Here is a 16,581-nt window from a genome sequence, read left to right on the forward strand (position 1 = left end):
GCGCGCTACTCCCGCTTCGGGTTTGTGGGGATGACTCACAAACCCCTGCTGCTGTTGGGCATTGCCATTGTGGCGGAAGTGATTGGCACGGCCTGCCTTGCCGCGTCTCAGGGGTTTGCGCGCTGGCTGCCTGCGACCATCAGCCTGCTGGCTTATGGGTGCGCGTTTTACTTCCTGTCCATCCCGCTTAAAACCCTGCCCGCAGGCGTTGTGTACGCCTTGTGGTCGGGTGTTGGCATTGTGCTGATCTCGGTTATTGGCGCGGTGTTTTTAAAACAGACGCTCGATGCCCCGGCTATTGCGGGCATCGCGCTTATTCTGGCTGGTGTGGTGGTCATCAACCTGTTTTCCACCACCACGCATTAAGCCCTCCGCAGCTTTGCTGGCAGGGGCTTGGTGTGGGGTGGAGCCGTGCCGTGGCTCTCAGGGTTTGGGGGTTATGGTGCGGAGCACCAGCCCCTGGGTCAGAATCTGGGGGAGCACCACGGCATCACCCTGTGCGGGCACAAACAGGTAAAACGGCACACCGTCGCGCCCATGCGCGTGCAGAAAAGCCGTTATGGCCGGGTCTCGCCGGGTCCAGTCCCCGCGCAGGACCGTTACGCCGTAGCGGGCCATGGCGGCTTTTGTGGCATCGGTGTTCAGGGCCACGCGCTCGTTCACAAGGCAGCTAATGCACCATGCCGCTGTCATATCCACAAACACGGGTTTACCGGCGGCATGCAGGGCGTCCAGCCGTTTTTGCGAAAAAGCTTCTGTCCCGCTGGGTAAAGCCTGCACCGTGCCGGGCTGCTGTGCCGCCTGCTGTTGCAGGGCAGGGAGCAGCGCCATGGCCCCCAGCAGCCCCAGTAGGGCCACACCATACAGGGCCGTGCAGCTCCGGCTGTGGCCCATGTGGCGCTGGCGCTTTTGGGCAATGCCATACACCCATGCGGCAAACGCCAGACACACCATGCCCGAACACAGCAGCAATACTGTTGTGGCGCCCCCTTCCACCGTGGCAACCCAGAGCAGCCATACGCAGGTCCCGAGCAGGGGGAACGCCAGAAACTGGCGTAAATAGTCCATCCATGCACCGGGGCGCGGCAGGTGGCTGGCCAGTGCGGGGCTAAAGGCCAGCAGTACGTAGGGGGCTGCCAGCCCAACGCCAAGGGCTGCAAACACCACCAGCCCGGTAAGCGGCGGGCCAGCAAGGGCTCCAGCAATGGCAACCCCCATGAACGGGGCCGTGCAGGGGGAGGCCACAACCACAGCCAGCAGGCCGGTCAGCACATCATGCGCAAGCCCGTGTTTGCGGGAGGAAGCATTGCCCAGAGCGGGGGGGAGAAAGGCAAATACATCCAGCAGGTTGAGCGCCATGGCAAAGAGCAGCCAGGTGATCATGCCCACAAACACGGTGGACTGGAACTGGAACCCCCAGCCCGTAGCATTCCCCCCAACCCGTAGCGCCATGACCAGTGCGCCAAGGACTGTAAAACCCGCAATAACCCCGGCGGCGTAAGCTATGGCACTCTGTTTTTGGTGCTTGCGCTCGCTTTGACCCATACGGGCTACGGCCAGCGCCTTCATGGCCAGAATGGGAAAAACGCAGGGCATCAGGTTTAGCACCAGCCCGCCAAGTAACCCCAGTACGATAAAACGGAGCAGGTCGCCCGTTGTGTCCCCCCCCTCTGCTGGTGCGCTACCTGTAGGGGCGGTTGTGTCGGGGGCTGGGCTGGGGCTGGTAGCGTTTTGCTCCTCGGGTCGTGTGGGGGCGGGTTGGGGTGCGTTTGCTGGCGGAGCTGCCGTTGGTATTGCGCGTGGCACTCCACTCAGGGCTGCGGTCTGTGCCGGGGCTGGTGTATCCGCCTGTGGGGTAGCCTGTATGCTCAGGGCGCGCTCGGTTCCGTCTGGTGCCTGTAGGACCAGAATACCCGCCAGAGGTTTGTTACGGGCAAAACCTGTTGTGGGTTCAAGGCGGAGGGACAACCCATTGGCATCAAATGTCAGGGCCTGTGGTGCGGCTTCGGCAATCTGCCCGCGTTCTTGGGGCATGAACCACGCATTCCCCACGGATTGCCGGTTCAGGCCCGGTGCGAGCACATGCAGTACGCTGTCAGGGCTGACTGTAACAGGGTAGGGGGAAGGCACAGGCGTATGCTGGGCCGCCTGCACAAAAAGAGATGCCTGAGCAGAGGCCAGCGGAGCCCCTGTGGGCAGGGTCAGGGTAAAGGTACCGTCTTCGGGAATGCAGGACTGCTCGCATACCAGCCAGCTTGCCTGCGCGTTCAGGGTTGTCCAGCCGTGTGCGTCTGGTGTGCCGGGTTGCAGGTGCAGCGTAACCGGCAGCACAACATCCCCCGTATAGGCGTAGGACATAAGGGAGGCATCCCTTATGCGCTGGGGCGTGGGCCAGGTAATGGTCTGGGCGGTGCCCTGTAATGCGCCCGATGCGGTGACACTCAGGCTGGCAGGGTCCCCCGCATCTCCGGGGTTGAGCCAGTATGTGTGCCATCCGGGCTTGAGCTGCAGGCGCAGGGCAACATGGAGCGGGGCAGTGGCGCTGGCCGTGCTGGCGTCCGTAATCAGGGTGGCGGTGCTGTGGGCACTGACCACAGGAGCACTTTGCGCAGCCTGTGCGGCATGGGGCAGGCTGCCAGTGCAGGCCAGTGCTACCCCCAGTAGTCCCGCCAGCCCCGTTGCCAGCCGTGCCACCTGTTCAGAACCACGCAAAAACAGGGGGCGGGGTGCGTGCGTGCTGGCAGCCGCTGGTGCGGAGCACGCAACCTTGGGGGCAGGGAGTTGGGTGGCGGAGCGGGCAGGGCGGCGCATCAACGTCAGCTTTCAGCACGGGTATGGGTCCAGAGGGCCAGCATACGCAAAGCCTGGCTGTGTGGGAAATGGATCGTGTGCCCGCCGCCGGATTAATGCCCGGAGTCGGCTGCGGCACCGGGCTGGAGCACAAACAGGCGCGAGCAGTAGGGGCAGACCGTCTGGTGCCCACCAATCCTGAGCCAGACGCGCGGGTGCCCCAACTGGCCCAGCCCGCCATCGCAGGCAATTTTGCGCTGATCGACCAGAATGGTTTCCACATGCCCCAGACGGGGGCGGGGGATGGGGTTTGCCGGTTGGATAAGCATGGGTTCAAAAAGCCTCGTATCAGGTTGGCAGGTACGGGTGTGGCGCAAAGTCTGGGGGGATGATACGCATTGTAGCCGTGGTTGTGCAGCAGGCATCTTTTCCCATACGCGTGAGCAAAGGCTTACTCCGGCGCTGGAGCAGGGCTTTGCCCCTGTTTGCATGTGGGCTGGCTCTGCTTGGAGGCTGCGCCAGTGTGCTGCCCCCCGCACCTGTTCCTCCCCCCCGGTACGCCGCCGCCGCCCGCCTTGTTCCGCCTGATGGGGTGATAAGCCTGCGGGATGGTGCGGCCATACCCGTGCGGGTGTGGCAGGCCCATGGGCATGAACGCGCGGTTGTGCTGGCCCTGCACGGGTTTAATGACAGCAAGGACGCATGGGAGTATTCCGCCCCGGCTCTGGCAGCACAGGGGATTACACTTGTTGCCCCCGACATACGCGGTTTTGGGGCCGCTCCCCTGCGTGGGGGCTGGGCCGGAAGTGCCCAACTGGTTGCCGATGCGCGTGAGGAGGAAGCCCGGATCCGCCAGACCCACCCTGACGTGCCGCTTTACCTTATGGGGGAGAGCATGGGGGGCGCTGTGCTTATGCTGCTTATGTCCGGCCCGGATGCCCCCAAGGTTGCAGGGACCATATTGCTGGCCCCTGCTGTGTGGGACCTTGGAATGGGGGCGGATATTCCGCTGGATGTGCTGGCCACACTGTTTCCCAAGCGTTTTGTAACGGGGCGCGAACTGCCGGTGCATGTTGTGGCCAGTGATAACCCCGCAGCCCTTATCCGCCTGTATTATGACCCGCTCACCCTGCGCCAGACCCGGCTGGAAGCCCTGCGCGGGCTGGTGGCCCTCATGCGCAGCGCAGCGCGTGTGGCGCCAAGGGTGCATGGCCCCGTTTTGTGCCTGTACGGAGATCAGGACCAGCTTGTGCCCCCGCAGGCCATGGCGCAGGCATGGGGGGAACTGCCACCGCCAGCCCGGCTGGACCTGATAACCGGAGGGCACCACCTGCTGCTGCGTGACCGGCGCGGCGCGCTGGCTCTGGGGGATATTGCTGGCTGGATCAGCCAGCCAGAGCGGTTTTTGCCATCGGGGGGTGATATAACCGCCGCCGTATGGCTGGCGCAGGAGCAGGGGGCCAGCGGGCTGGGTGGGCGTAGTCCGGCATGGTTCCTGCCTGCCAGACTGGATGGTGTTGTTCCTCCCTAAGTCCGGTGGAGGCCCCTTGCAGGGGTTATTCTGCCGGTGCTGGCCTGTTCGGGCGGATATGAAAGATAAAGGCTTGGCAACGCCCCCCGCTTTAGGTTAGGAGATGGGCCAACGGACCCGTAGCTCAGCTGGATAGAGCGTTGCCCTCCGAAGGCAAAGGTCACGCGTTCGAATCGCGTCGGGTCCACCATTCTCCTGTAAAAATAGCTAAAAACTGCGGTTTATAGGCCGGGTTAGACACTTTCCCGTTTTGGGTTAGACATGTCCGGGCTGTTCTCCCCTGTTTATGCTGCGGGTAAGTGCTTCTCGCGCGCGGACAGACTGTTTATTCTTGGCCATTCATGCCAGATTGCGCGTGGTATTCAGGACAGCTTTTTTACAAACGGTGGATAAAGGGTGCGGCAGTGGTGATGAAGCAGAAACTTTTTGTTGTGGCATCCTGCCTGTTTATTGCGTCAGTCGCTGCGTTTGTGCCTGCTGCCACAGCACGGGCGGCGTCCGTGCCCCGTTCGCCCTATGCCGCCAATGATGGCGAGAGCACATTGTGTGTGTCCGGCCCGGTTTACATTATTGATGTGCATGTGGTGGTGACCGTCAATGACGTGGAACACACCATCAGCACCGCTGCGTCTGAAGTGTGTTCGGTCAACCCGGCCAATTTTTCCGATGTAGTGGTGCAGGGCGCACCGCCGCAGGGGGGAGCGCCGCTGGAGGTCAGCAAAAAAGTCGGGGTGGAGGGCACAGTCCGCCTGAACGGCCGCACAGCTACGCTGGAAACCAACGTGTACCTGCCCACCAAGGGGGGGAGTGCCGCCCAGTGCGCCAACAGCCAGCCGGGGGATGGCAGCCCGCCATGCAAAAGCAGCTCTCTTGGGGTTAACCTCTCCAAAACATGGATCTTTACGCGCAACACATGGCGCGATTTTTACGTAGGACCAGATGACAACGGCAACCCGGTCAAGGTGCTTGTGCGTCTGTCCGATGGTCCGGTGAACTAACGCGGCCACCATGCGCGTAACAGGTGCCGGTATGGATAAAACCAGCCCATCCCCCGTTGTGGTCTGGTTCCGCGATGACCTGCGACTGGCCGACAACCTTGCCCTGACCAACGCCGTGCGGAGCGGCCAGCCCCTGTGGTGCGTGTTTATACGCCCTGCTGGTCAGGCCTGCACAACCGCGCTGGACTGGTGGCAGGCCCAGAGTGTGCAGGCGCTGGACCACGCCTTGCGCGCATATGGCGGCCGCCTGCACCTGTTTACGGGGCAGGCCGAGCAGATTCTGCCCGAACTGGTGCGTGAAGGCGGGTGTAAGCAGGTGTTCTGGAACCGTCGCTACGACCCGGCGGATAAGGCTATGGATACCCGGCTCAAGGCCCAGCTTAAACAGATGGGTGTGGCAGTGCACAGCACGCCGGGCAGCCTGCTGCATGAGCCATGGACCGTGCGGAGCAAGGCCGGGCAGCCTTTTCAGGTCTTTGGTGCATTCTGGCGTGCGGCCAGTGCTACGGCCCATTACCCGGCCCCCTTGCCGGTTCCCCCAAGTATGGCGTTTGCCCCATGTCTGGCTTTGCCAGATGCACAGATCTTGCCCGATGCCGCGGTGCAGAACCTGCCGGGCTGGGCCGAGGCCATGCGGCCCTACCACGCTTTTGCCGAGCAGGACGCACACGCCCAGTTGCATGACTTTATTGCCCATGCCCTGCAAAACTATGCGCAGGACAGGGATTTTCCCAGCAGGGATGCAACGTCCGAGCTTTCTCCCTTCTTGCGCACGGGCCAGATAACACCCGCACAGATCTGGCACGCCGTGGCGGCGGCAGGCGCGCAGGATGGAGGGAGTAAGTTCCTCTCCGAAATCGGGTGGCGGGAGTTTGCGTGGTCCTTGTTGTGGGAACACCCGGATATGAGCACGCGCAACCTCAGGCCCGAGTTTGATACAATGCCATGGCGGGTGGACCCCAAGGGGCTTGCGCGCTGGCAAAAGGGGCGCACGGGTTATCCGCTGGTTGATGCGGGCATGCGCCAGCTCTGGCAGACGGGTCTTATGCACAACCGGGTGCGGATGGTTGTGGCGTCTTTTCTGGTCAAACACCTGCTGATTGACTGGCGCGAGGGCGAACGCTGGTTTGCCCATACGCTGGTGGATTATGACCCCGCAAGCAACCCCATGAACTGGCAGTGGAATGCTGGAACCGGGGTGGAATCCGCACCTTTTTTCCGGATTATGAACCCCATCCTGCAATCGCAGAAATTCGACCCCGATGGCGCGTATATCCGTACCTGGGTGCCCGAACTGGCGGGGCTGCGTGGCCCCGATATTCATACCCCATGGCAGGCAACTCTGTTGCAGCCGACTGGCTACCCCAGCCCCATTGTGGACCACGGCGTAGCGCGCGCACGGGCACTGGCAGCATGGAAAGCGCAGAAAAACGAGGCATGAGTTAAGCCCGTGCAGCCTTTACGCCGGATATGACCCGACAATGCGGGGTAAAGAACTGATTTTTTTGAAAATATGGTGAAGAAAACAATTTTTTTGACGGGCATCAAGGCCAAAGGCTTCGGTTTGCGTTTGTAATTACAGGACAGAACAAACCACGGAGCAGATACATGACCCGCGTAGCAGGAAAAGTCGCCATTGTTACAGGGGCCGCCAACGGTATTGGCAAGGCCACCGCAATTCTGCTGGCCAAGGAAGGTGCCAAGGTTGTCGTGGCTGATTTGCAGGAAGAAGCCGGACACAACACGGTAGCCGAAATCAAGGCTGCAGGGGGCGAGGCCCTGTTTGTCAAACTCAACGTTACGCAGGAAGCAGACTGGCAGAACGCCGTAAATCTGGCGGAGCAGACATTTGGCAAGCTGGATGTTGCGGTCAACAATGCCGGTATTGCCTATAATGGCACGGTGGAAAGCACGAGTTTGGAAGACTGGCAGCGTGTGCAGTCCATCAACCTCAACAGCGTGTTTCTGGGCACCAAGTATGCGGTTGAAGCCATGAAAAAAGCAGGGGGCGGGTCCATTATCAACCTGTCCTCCATTGAAGGGCTGGTGGGGGACCCTACCCTTGCAGCCTATAACGCCAGCAAGGGCGGCGTGCGCCTGTTTACCAAATCTGCCGCATTGCACTGTGCCAAGTCGGGCTACAAGATTCGGGTCAATTCCGTGCATCCGGGCTATATCTGGACCCCCATGGTGCAGGGGCTGACCAAGGATGCCGCAGAAGCACGCCAGAAGCTGGTGGACCTGCATCCGCTTGGCCATCTGGGTGAACCGGACGATATTGCCTACGGCATTCTGTATCTGGCGTCTGACGAATCCAAGTTCATGACCGGGAGTGAACTGGTAATTGATGGCGGCTACACGGCCCAGTAAGTCATTTTGTTACCCCCGGCCTTTCAAGGGACTGGGGGTAACAAAAAAGCCTCCCGCAGCACTGTGCGGGAGGCTTTTTTTATGGTCTGCCCGTAATGGGGCAGGGGCTTATGGCAGCGGGTGGGCTGCGTTAAGCGTGTTGCGCTCTTCCAGAATCTGGCCGGGCTGGAGTGGGGTTGCACGCGCGCTCTTGATTTCGTCCGCAGTAAAGGCCGGGGCGGAAGCATCGCCCGACAGGGCGGAAACGTAGCTCAGCAGTGCTGCAATATCATCATCCGACATGGCGGCCATCGAGGGCATGTAACCCATATAGGACATGCCGCCAGCCTTCAGGCTGCCTGCCAGACCGTTGAGCAGTACGTGAATAACGTAGGTTTTGCCTTCGGGGGTGGCTGCAATCTGGTTGATACGGCCTTTAAGCGGAGGGAACTGCCCGGGCACGCCGCTGCCGGTGCTCTGGTGGCACATGGCGCAGTGTGTTGCGAACAGTTGCGCACCATCGGCTGCTGCGTGTGCGTTCCCTGCAAGGCCGGACAGGCCCGCAGTTGCTGCAAGCACAGCCAGAATGGTTTTTTTCATGAAAAACTCCTGCTTAATCGTTCGATTTCGCAACAATTATACACGGCTTTGGCCGTATCTCAACTCCCCCCTGCGCACAGATCCGCATATGGGGCGCGCAAGGATAAAGTTGCCGTTGGGCTGGCTTCCTGTCATTCAGGCGTCATGACGAAAGACAAGGACTTTGAGATCTTTTTGGCCACCGTGCCGGGGCTGGAATCCGTGTTGTGCGCGGAGGTGCGGCTTAAAGGGTTCAAACAGCCCGTGGCCGTGCCCGGCGGGGTTGTTATCCGCGGTGGGTGGCCGGAGGTCTGGCGCGCAAACCTGTGGGTGCGTGGGACCAGCCGGGTTCTGGCGCGTATAGCGTCTTTTCCCGTTGTGCACCTGTCCCAGCTCGACCGGCGCGCGCGGCAGGTTGCGTGGCAGGACGTTCTGCGCCCCGATGTACCCTTCCGGGTGGAGGCAAGCTGTGCAGGCTCGCGCGTGTACCATGCCGGTGCTGCGGCCGAGCGCATAGGCAAAGCCATTGCCCAGACGCTGGGCGCCACACAGGCGGATGACGCACCAGTGCTGGTGCGTGCGCGTATTGAGCAGAATCTCTGCACCATAAGCGTGGATACATCGGGCGATCTGCTGCACAGGCGCGGCTACAAACAGGCGATTAACCGCGCCCCCCTGCGGGAGACAATGGCGGCCCTGTTCCTGCGCCAGTGTGGCTATAATGGGCAGGAGCCAGTGCTGGACCCCATGTGTGGCTCGGGTACGTTTGTGATTGAGGCCGCCGAAATTGCCGCCCGCCTTAACCCCGGCCGGGCGCGCCATTTTGCGTTTGAACAACTGGCGACCTTTGATGCGCAGGCATGGCAGCAGATGCGCGCGGTTAAAAGCGAACGCACACCTTTGGTCCATTTTTATGGGAGCGACCGGGATGCAGGCGCCATAACCATGAGCCGCGCCAACGCTGAACGCGCAGGCGTGCAGGACTATGCAACCTTTGCCCAGACCACAATCAGCGCCCTGCGGCCACCACCAGGGCCTGCGGGGCTGGTTATTGCCAACCCACCCTATGGCACCCGCATAGGCGACAAGCAGAGCCTGCTCCCCCTTTACAGTGCGTTTGGGCAGACCATGCTGGCGCATTTTTCGGGCTGGCGTGTGGCTATTGTCACGACCGAGGCAAAGCTTGCCCATGGCACCGGCCTGCCATTTTTGCCGCCCGAAGCCCCCGTGCCCCATGGGGGGCTGCGTGTTTCGTTGTACCAGACCGCACCGCTGCCATAGAGGATTGTGTGGTATGGGGGCGGGCATGACGGGCATGCCTGCACGCCCCCTTTATTTCCCCCATCCTGCTTTATAAAAGGAAGCCCGATCAGCAGGTGAGCCAGGGGTGAGGTGCCAAAAAAATGAGCGTGACATGGGGCGATTTTCAGGCCGTTGTGCAGTTATCGGCCGGTCTTAACGTGGCTATTCTCAGCTTTGTGGACATCAGCCTGCCCGCCATCAAGGAGCGGCGGCGTGTGTTTGCCAAGGCCCGGCAGGAACTCGATATTCACCGCAAAAACCCTCACAAACGCACGGAGGTTGAAATAAAGGAACACACCGCCGCTGTGGATGATGTGGACCGCAAGCTGTTTGACTTGTGGCGGGAGACATCGGCATTTGAGAGTATTGAGGATTCCTTGCTCAAATCAACCGGCGTGCTCGGGTTTTGTGGCGCGGTGTTGAGCATAGGCCTGCTGTGGTATTCCGCCCTGCACTATGATGCTCCCATCCTGTTTACAGGGGAACTGCTGACCGTCATTTCGTTCGGCTCCCTGCTGGGTGCGTTTTTGATCAATTACTTCACCGCATCCAAGGCATCCCAGTATGCCAAACGGTGCAATGACCTGCGCACCCATATGCGCTTGCACCTTTAGGCACAGAACCTGAAAAAACATTGCAGGTTCTGCCAGTTTTATAAGTCTGGTGGGGCATAGCCTAGAACTTCAGCAACATGCTGGCCTTTACACCACTTTCCACCGATTGCGCGCCATACTGACCGGTATAGGAAAGACCGATTTTTATGCGATCGCTCAGTCTGGCGCTCAGCCCCGTATCCAGCACCACTGCATCGGTTGAGAGGGGTGTGCCTGCAATATCCATGCTGCCACTGCCTCCTGCGGCAAACAGCATATGGGTTGTGGGTGTTGTCAGCCCGAATGCGTGCCGGTACGCCACCGAGCCATGTGGGATTAACAGCAGCCGGCCGGCATGAAAGCTGGAAGAAGCCTTGACCCCAAAGGTGGAAAACGTAACCCCCGTATCCATTCCGGCCCCCCGCAGGGCTGCTGCCCCGCCATGTTCATGGTAGCCATTGGTGTGCAGGTTGACATACGCCACATTGGCAAAAGGTTCGGCTATGCTCCGGCCCATGTAAAGGCGGTAACCCAGCTCACCAAACCCCTGTGCGGTGCCCCCAAGATAACTGCTTGAAAGGCGGTCCGCATAACCGGGAAAAGCAACATTGCGTTGTAGGCTCAGCATATTCCACGTATAGGCAGCACCCAGTTTAAGGGTAAGTGCACCCCAATGTGTGCCTGCATACCCCCCAAGGCTTACCGTGTTGCCATGGCCGGATGAGCCACGCCCACTCCCTACATCAAACATGGTGCGGCCATAGCTGAGCATGCTGCCAATGCGCCATGTGTTGTTGAGTATGGGCGTATCTACCCCCATGATAAAACCGGTGGTGGAATGGTGCAGGGCTGCGGCATTGCCATCGCCCCCATTATGGCCAAGGCTGCCGTAAGCCTGCCCCCACAAGACGGTCTGTTCGCTCAGGCAGCCTTCATCCTTGCGGCCGGTTTTGAGCGATGCCGTGTGCAGGGTATCGTCCACATAGCCTTTGTTGCAGTCTGCTGTATCCAGCCGCTCCATGGCAGCCTGACGTACCAGAAAGCTGTCCTGCACAAGTGCGGTACGGGCCGAGGCATGCACCTCGCCCGAAAGCGTGTTCATGCTTCGGCGGGCCTGTGCGGCATTCAGGTGCTCCATAGCCCCCACAATGGCGCTGCTCTGGGGCACGCGGTCCAGCATCTGTGCGGTTTCGCGCTCGTTGCGGGTATTGGTGACAGAGGCAAAGCTCAGACTGTTGCGTGCCATAAGCACGTCCAGATCATTCCCGTTATAATACAGCGATGGTGAGATAAATGTGTAAGGGCTGCTCAGGTTGGTTTGCAGGGAGTAGGTTTTTTGCAAAAATCCGCTGCCTGTTGTGAGAATGGTATAATATTCATTCAGTTTTAACGAGGTTACAGGCGTAACATTCAGAACAACAGTGCCAGAAAGGGCAGCACTGCCCGCAACGCTGAGTGTGTTGGACTGCAACTGCTGGTACTGCGTACCCTGAAGATTCATGACCTTGCCCGAAAGCTGGTCCGTGCCCTGAAGGGCGAGTGTGGAGTTCTGCGCGGTTTGCAAATTGCCTGCCACCCGAACACTGTTTTGCACATCGGGGGTGGCAAGGGTGCCACCAGAACCAATAACGGTATCCCCCACGGAGCCAGACCCGCTTAAGGTGCCACCATTGCTGACATCAACGGATGAAGAGGTAATGGACCCATCCACCTCCAGCGTGCCTTGTGTTACGGTGGTGGTCCCCGTGTAGGTGCTGTTTGCGCTCAGCACGGTTGTACCTGCACCATTTTGTGCCAGACCACCAGTGCCATCAATACTTTGCGCCAGTGTAAAGGTGCCACTGTGGTTTATGGCCAGCACGCCGTTATTGTGGATGGCAGTGCCAGCGGCAAGGGCACCGGACGTGCCTCCATTACCCAGTTGCAATACACCGCCGTTAATGGATGTTGCTCCCTGATAGGTCTGGTCCTTGGTAATAATCAGGGTTCCCAGATCCGTTTTTACCAGAGATGTACCGCCAGAAACCAGTTGGTCATTCAGCACCGTATCTAGTATGGCGGTAATGGAGGCCCCAGCCGTGGTGCCATCGCCCACACGGATAAGAGTGGACGCGCTGTTTGCGTAAATATTATCCCCGGTTACCGTGTATATTTTGCCATCATTATTGGCAAACTGCATGCCACTGGCGACAACATTGTTTGTAACGCCGTTATACGTGTCCTGCACGGTTACCGTTCCGGCATTGCCGGCATAAACAACAAACTGGCCATTAACCCACGGCCCGTTGGTCTGGCCTGTTTTGTCGGTCCAGTTCAGGTCATTGGTGCCGGTCTGGGCGTCCCATGTGCCGGAACCGCCATCTACCGTGTTGTTGCTCCGGTTGGTGGTGCTTCCACCATCCCAGAACGTCAGGTTGCCGTAATTGATAACCAGATTGACCTGATGATCAATGGATGTCTGCAAGGATGCCGTAGCACCGGGGGCAACGCTTGTTGGGGCCAGTGTCTGGTCTGCGGCACCACTTAATGTGCCACCGTATGTGTACAAACGGTAAAGGCCGGGGTCCAGACTGTTATTGTTTACGTTTGGCCCGGCGGTATTGGGCGTAATGCTGAGCGTGCCGCCAAGGGTGAGGTCCCCCTGCACGGCAACCAGCGAGTTATAGGCGCCACCAGCAACATTGGTCTGCCCCAGATAAAAGTTCTGGGATGATCCACTCGCCAGTGTCAGGTTCTGTGCCATGCTCAGGATGCCAACATGGCTGGTTACATCACCCGGGGTCAGGGTGCCCCCACTTTGTATGACGGTATTCCCCCCCAGTGTGCCGGTGCCAGATAAAGTAGCTGTGGCGTTTACCAGTGTATCCCCGGTGGCTGTGCTCTGGTCACCATTGATGGCAAGAATGCCCGATGTGATCTGGGTGGTGCCGGTATAGGCATTATTGCCACTAAAAACCTGCGTCCCGGATGCGCTTACGCTCACCCCCCCAGTGCCGGAGAGCGTGCCGGAGTAGGTGTTGTCTGCCGTGGCCAGTGTAAGCAGCCCGTCCAGAGTGCCGTTGGCCGAACCACTTAAAGACCCAATGCTTGCGCCGTTTGCCGTGACATCAAAAGTGCCGCCATTGGCCAGAAGCTGCCCGTTTATGGTGTTTCCATCCAGTGTCAGGGTGCCGGAGGTGTTGGTTGTGTTGTGCAGGACCGTATTATTTTTGGCGAGTAACAGCGTGCCTGCGTTAACAACACTGTCCACAGTGCCAGCATTGAGTGTGAGTGTGCCGCCGGAATCATTGACCGCGGCACCCGCTATTGTGCTGTCGGAAAAAGTTGCCGTGCCACTTTTGTTTTCCACGCTTCCAACATGGGAGTTGTTCTGAATGGTCATGACCCCAATGTTGGAAAGGGCACCCTGTATGGTTGCGGCATCCATGTTCAGGACTGTCGAGTTTGTGAAGTTTCCAACAACTGTTGCATTGGTATTGATGTTTGCCGTCCCGGCATTGTTAACGTCCCCCAGAACCTGGGAGGACCCGGTCAGGTTAAAGGTGGAGCCGGTGGTGTCTGTTACATTGCCTTTGATAACGGAGGAACTGCTGAGTGTGGCCGTGCCGGAGTTTATAAGGGACTGTTCAAAAACCGCATTGCTGGCGGCCTGAATAACCCCCGTGTTGGAGTTGTTCACCAGCCCGCCAATGGTCCCGTTAACGGTAAGCTGCCCAATGTTGAGCACATTCCCAAAAACCTTGCCGGTGCTGGTAATAATGGTGGGGTTGGCCGCACTCGAATTGTTGGTCAGGCTGCCAGCGATTGACCCGGATAGATTCAGGGCAGCATTGGCGCTGACTGCGGTCATCCCCGTATATGTATTCTGCCCTGAAAAGGACTGAACCCCGCCAGAGAGCGATATGCCACCCGGCCCGGACATAACGCCGGAATAGAGCGCGTTGCCCGCACGGTTGATGATCAGGGTGCCGGTCAGGGTGCCATTTGCCGTGCCGGAAAGGGCGTTTACCGCGCCATTGATAACATTGAATGTGCCCCCGTTGGCCTCCAGCGTGCCCAGCACATAAACGCCCATACCCGAAAGTGTGACCGTGCCGCCATCGCTGACAACATTGCCCTGAACCATGGCGCTGCCATTCAGGTTGAGTATGCCCGAATTGCTTACGTCACTCCCTATAATGCTATTGGTTGTAAAGGTGCCCGATGCGTGGTTTGTCAGCCCCCCCTGTACTGCGGTGGCGGAGAGTTTGGCCGTGCCTGAATTCTCAAAACTCCCGTTTATGGTGCCGGATAGGTTTGAGAATGTTGCATCCTGCTGGTTGATAACATTCAAGGTTTCTGCGGCTGAGAGCGTCATGCTGCCGTAATTGTTCACGTCCCCCATTGTGCCAAATGTGGCGCGGATGGACCCGGAGGCAAGGTTGACAATACTGCCGGTTGTTCCTCTGGTCAGGTAGAATGTTCCGCTGTTGGTTGTATTGTTGAGCGTTCCTGAATTATTTAACATCCCATTATTGGTTGTGGTGCCGGCAATTCTCCCCGATGAGTTGATGAATGTGCTGCCATTGTTGGTCAGGTTTATATTCTGGCTATTGCTGACCGAGTAATTCGAGCCCGCAGCAACGGTATAATCCGTTGCACTGCTGGCTGCGAAAGCGGGAACAGAAACAAAAAGGGACGTGGTAAAAAGATAAACCTTAAGCCCGTTAACGTGTGGTTTGCGGAAAATTGTAAGGCATTTTCCCAACATGCGGCTGTCTCCTGACGGGCTTAATAGAAATGTCCGGAGGAAACCTTAATAATAATTAATTAATAATATTCTAATCTTTCTCTATCTATATTTGATATTATTTTCTTAACGGCGTTATTTATCCTGCAAAAAACAACATTTGTTTGATTTTTATTTACAAAAATTATGTTTATTCAGGGCGGGGAGAGCCGCTTTTCCTATGCAGTGGGCCGGTCCTCTGTTGCATGGAGCGCCATTTTGGCCGGGTTGCCGCGCGGGAGGATTGTCCGCGTTGGTATGGGAAAAACCTGCTCACACCTGTTCAGGACTGGGGGGCAGAGAACGCGGAAGGGGGAGGGGGCTGATCGTAAAAATCCACCCTCATCGCCACCTTGCCCATGGGGGTTACAAAATGAGGCTGCTGCGGCTCGATCAGGCCGGGGGTGGCGGGTGTCAGCAGAAGTTCAGATGGAGGGGCCAGATAAGTGAGCTTCAACTCCCCTTCAAGCACACGGATCACGCCCCACACACCCGCCTTGGTATTATGGCGCGTGCGCAAGGCAGCAGGTAGCGTGTCCTGATCGAATACGGGCGTGGAGCGATAGGGCAGGACTTCGGTCATGGGTATCACTTTTCCGAGGAACAGCGCCTCAAGGTGCTGTGTTGTGCCTGGGCATAGCCCGTTTGGCGTAAAAAGAGAGAGCAAGCTGCAAGCTTCTGGCAATGTTGGCTGCCTTGTCCTGTAGAACAGCGGCCACATCTGCTGGCATGTGTGTGGAGGTGGTCTCACCCCATAGTGCCAGCCATCGATCAAACAGTTCTGGCGTAATCCGGTCACGGTGCTGCATATGCACGGGCACTGGCTGGCCTTTGTAACGCCCGGTACCCAGCATGACGGAAGACCAGAAAGCCGTGAGCGTTTGCAGGTGCTCAGGCCAGTTGGTCACAGCATCTTCAAAAATGGGGCCAAGCTCGGGGTCCGCGCGCACACGTGTGTAAAAGGCGTCTACAAGTGTTGCCAGTCCGTCCTCGTTTAGTGGCAGCCTGCTCATAATATGAACCTCCTTAACAGCCTGATGTTGAGTACAGTCTATCTGATGCGACTGGCAGAAAGGTTGCGCCAGCGCAAACCCGGCACGCCCCCAACGCACTAGAAATACGGTGAGACAGGCAAATATGGCAATCTTCCCAAGGAGGGATGGATGAACGAACTGGCAATTGCCCGGGCACTGCACGTGATCGGGGTTGTGATCTGGATTGGCGGGGTCTCCATGGCGACAACAGCGGCTTTGCCTGCCCTGCGCTGTGGTGTGTTCGGGGCGGACAGGCTTGCGGCTTTTCAAGCTTTTGAGCGTCGTTTTGTGTGGCAGGCGCGCGGTGCTGTGGTTCTGGTCGGGCTGAGCGGGCTTTTTATGGTCATGAAAATGGACCTCTGGGCACGTTTTGCTGAACCCGGTTTTTGGTGGATGCACGCCATGGTGGGGTTGTGGTTGGTGTTTGCCATTGTTCTGTTTATTGCGGAGCCTCTTGTTCTCCACCGGCGCTTTAATGTCTGGGCAAAGCGTGATCCGGATGCCGCTTTTGCCGCCTTGCATCGCGCGCATATTGTTCTGCTGGTGCTGGGTCTGGTAACCGTTTTTGGTGCGGTGGCGGGTAGCCATGGCTGGTCGCCGGTCTGATTGTATGCGTGGCATGAATACCCTGCGCGGC

At 58.7% G+C, this 16,581-nt stretch carries 14 protein-coding genes and 1 tRNA gene; 9 read left to right on the forward strand and 6 right to left on the reverse strand.

The features are described 5' to 3' along the window. Positions 1–30: 30 nt before the first annotated feature. Positions 31–366, forward strand: a complete 336-nt coding sequence (locus tag HK20_RS08535) for a multidrug efflux SMR transporter (RefSeq protein ID WP_086646638.1) — start codon at positions 31–33, stop codon at positions 364–366. Positions 367–423: 57 nt separating this feature from the next. Here the strand turns inward: HK20_RS08535 and HK20_RS08540 are convergent, their stop codons facing one another. Then, positions 424–2,811, reverse strand: a complete 2,388-nt coding sequence (locus HK20_RS08540) for a protein-disulfide reductase DsbD (RefSeq protein WP_086646639.1) — start codon at positions 2,809–2,811, stop codon at positions 424–426. A gap of 92 nt (positions 2,812–2,903) precedes the next feature. Continuing rightward, positions 2,904–3,119 carry a zinc-finger domain-containing protein gene (locus HK20_RS08545; protein ID WP_086646640.1) on the reverse strand — a complete coding sequence of 72 codons (216 nt, stop codon included), beginning with the start codon at positions 3,117–3,119 and terminating at the stop codon, positions 2,904–2,906. A gap of 59 nt (positions 3,120–3,178) precedes the next feature. Here HK20_RS08545 and HK20_RS08550 point away from each other — a divergent pair, with 59 nt between their 5' ends. The 5 genes from HK20_RS08550 (at position 3,179) to HK20_RS08570 (ending at position 7,689) form a co-directional block, all read left to right on the forward strand. Next, positions 3,179–4,321: an alpha/beta fold hydrolase gene (locus tag HK20_RS08550; protein ID WP_086646641.1), complete on the forward strand. Its 1,143-nt coding sequence runs from the start codon at positions 3,179–3,181 to the stop codon at positions 4,319–4,321. Between the two features lie 113 nt (positions 4,322–4,434). Next, positions 4,435–4,511 (forward strand) — tRNA-Arg (locus HK20_RS08555). 220 nt (positions 4,512–4,731) lie between these two features. Continuing rightward, positions 4,732–5,319 carry a hypothetical protein gene (locus tag HK20_RS08560; protein ID WP_086646642.1) on the forward strand — a complete coding sequence of 196 codons (588 nt, stop codon included), beginning with the start codon at positions 4,732–4,734 and terminating at the stop codon, positions 5,317–5,319. A gap of 31 nt (positions 5,320–5,350) precedes the next feature. Next, entirely contained in the window at positions 5,351–6,760 is a 1,410-nt protein-coding gene (locus tag HK20_RS08565) for a deoxyribodipyrimidine photo-lyase (protein ID WP_086646685.1), read from the forward strand. A gap of 167 nt (positions 6,761–6,927) precedes the next feature. Further along, positions 6,928–7,689, forward strand: a complete 762-nt coding sequence (locus HK20_RS08570; protein ID WP_086646643.1) for an SDR family oxidoreductase — start codon at positions 6,928–6,930, stop codon at positions 7,687–7,689. Between the two features lie 108 nt (positions 7,690–7,797). On the opposite strand, the gene HK20_RS08575 is transcribed toward HK20_RS08570, so the two are convergent. Further along, a complete protein-coding gene (locus HK20_RS08575) occupies positions 7,798–8,268 on the reverse strand; it encodes a cytochrome c (protein WP_086646644.1) in 471 nt (156 codons plus the stop codon). 144 nt (positions 8,269–8,412) lie between these two features. On the opposite strand from HK20_RS08575, the gene HK20_RS08580 reads away from it, so the two are divergent. Both HK20_RS08580 and HK20_RS08585 read left to right on the forward strand, forming a co-directional pair. Then, the gene (locus tag HK20_RS08580) at positions 8,413–9,528 is read left to right on the forward strand and encodes a class I SAM-dependent RNA methyltransferase (RefSeq protein ID WP_086646645.1); all 1,116 of its coding nucleotides are present in this window, start codon (positions 8,413–8,415) and stop codon (positions 9,526–9,528) included. Positions 9,529–9,650: 122 nt separating this feature from the next. Next, positions 9,651–10,163: a hypothetical protein gene (locus tag HK20_RS08585; protein ID WP_086646646.1), complete on the forward strand. Its 513-nt coding sequence runs from the start codon at positions 9,651–9,653 to the stop codon at positions 10,161–10,163. A gap of 61 nt (positions 10,164–10,224) precedes the next feature. Here the strand turns inward: HK20_RS08585 and HK20_RS08590 are convergent, their stop codons facing one another. The 3 genes from HK20_RS08590 to HK20_RS08600 form a co-directional block, all read right to left on the reverse strand. Then, complete coding sequence (locus HK20_RS08590; RefSeq protein WP_086646647.1) at positions 10,225–14,892, reverse strand: autotransporter domain-containing protein; 4,668 nt, start codon at positions 14,890–14,892, stop codon at positions 10,225–10,227. A 301-nt stretch (positions 14,893–15,193) separates the two neighbouring features. After that, positions 15,194–15,493, reverse strand: coding sequence for a DUF1971 domain-containing protein (locus tag HK20_RS08595; RefSeq protein ID WP_086646648.1), 300 nt, complete (start codon positions 15,491–15,493; stop codon positions 15,194–15,196). Between the two features lie 28 nt (positions 15,494–15,521). Continuing rightward, positions 15,522–15,923: a group III truncated hemoglobin gene (locus HK20_RS08600; protein WP_086646649.1), complete on the reverse strand. Its 402-nt coding sequence runs from the start codon at positions 15,921–15,923 to the stop codon at positions 15,522–15,524. A gap of 150 nt (positions 15,924–16,073) precedes the next feature. Here HK20_RS08600 and HK20_RS08605 point away from each other — a divergent pair, with 150 nt between their 5' ends. Continuing rightward, positions 16,074–16,550 (forward strand): hypothetical protein, encoded by a 477-nt coding sequence (locus HK20_RS08605; RefSeq protein WP_086646650.1) that lies wholly within the window; start codon positions 16,074–16,076, stop codon positions 16,548–16,550. Positions 16,551–16,581: the final 31 nt, after the last annotated feature.

This window comes from Acetobacter sp. DsW_54, assembly GCF_002153575.1.
Classification (GTDB): domain Bacteria; phylum Pseudomonadota; class Alphaproteobacteria; order Acetobacterales; family Acetobacteraceae; genus Acetobacter; species Acetobacter fabarum.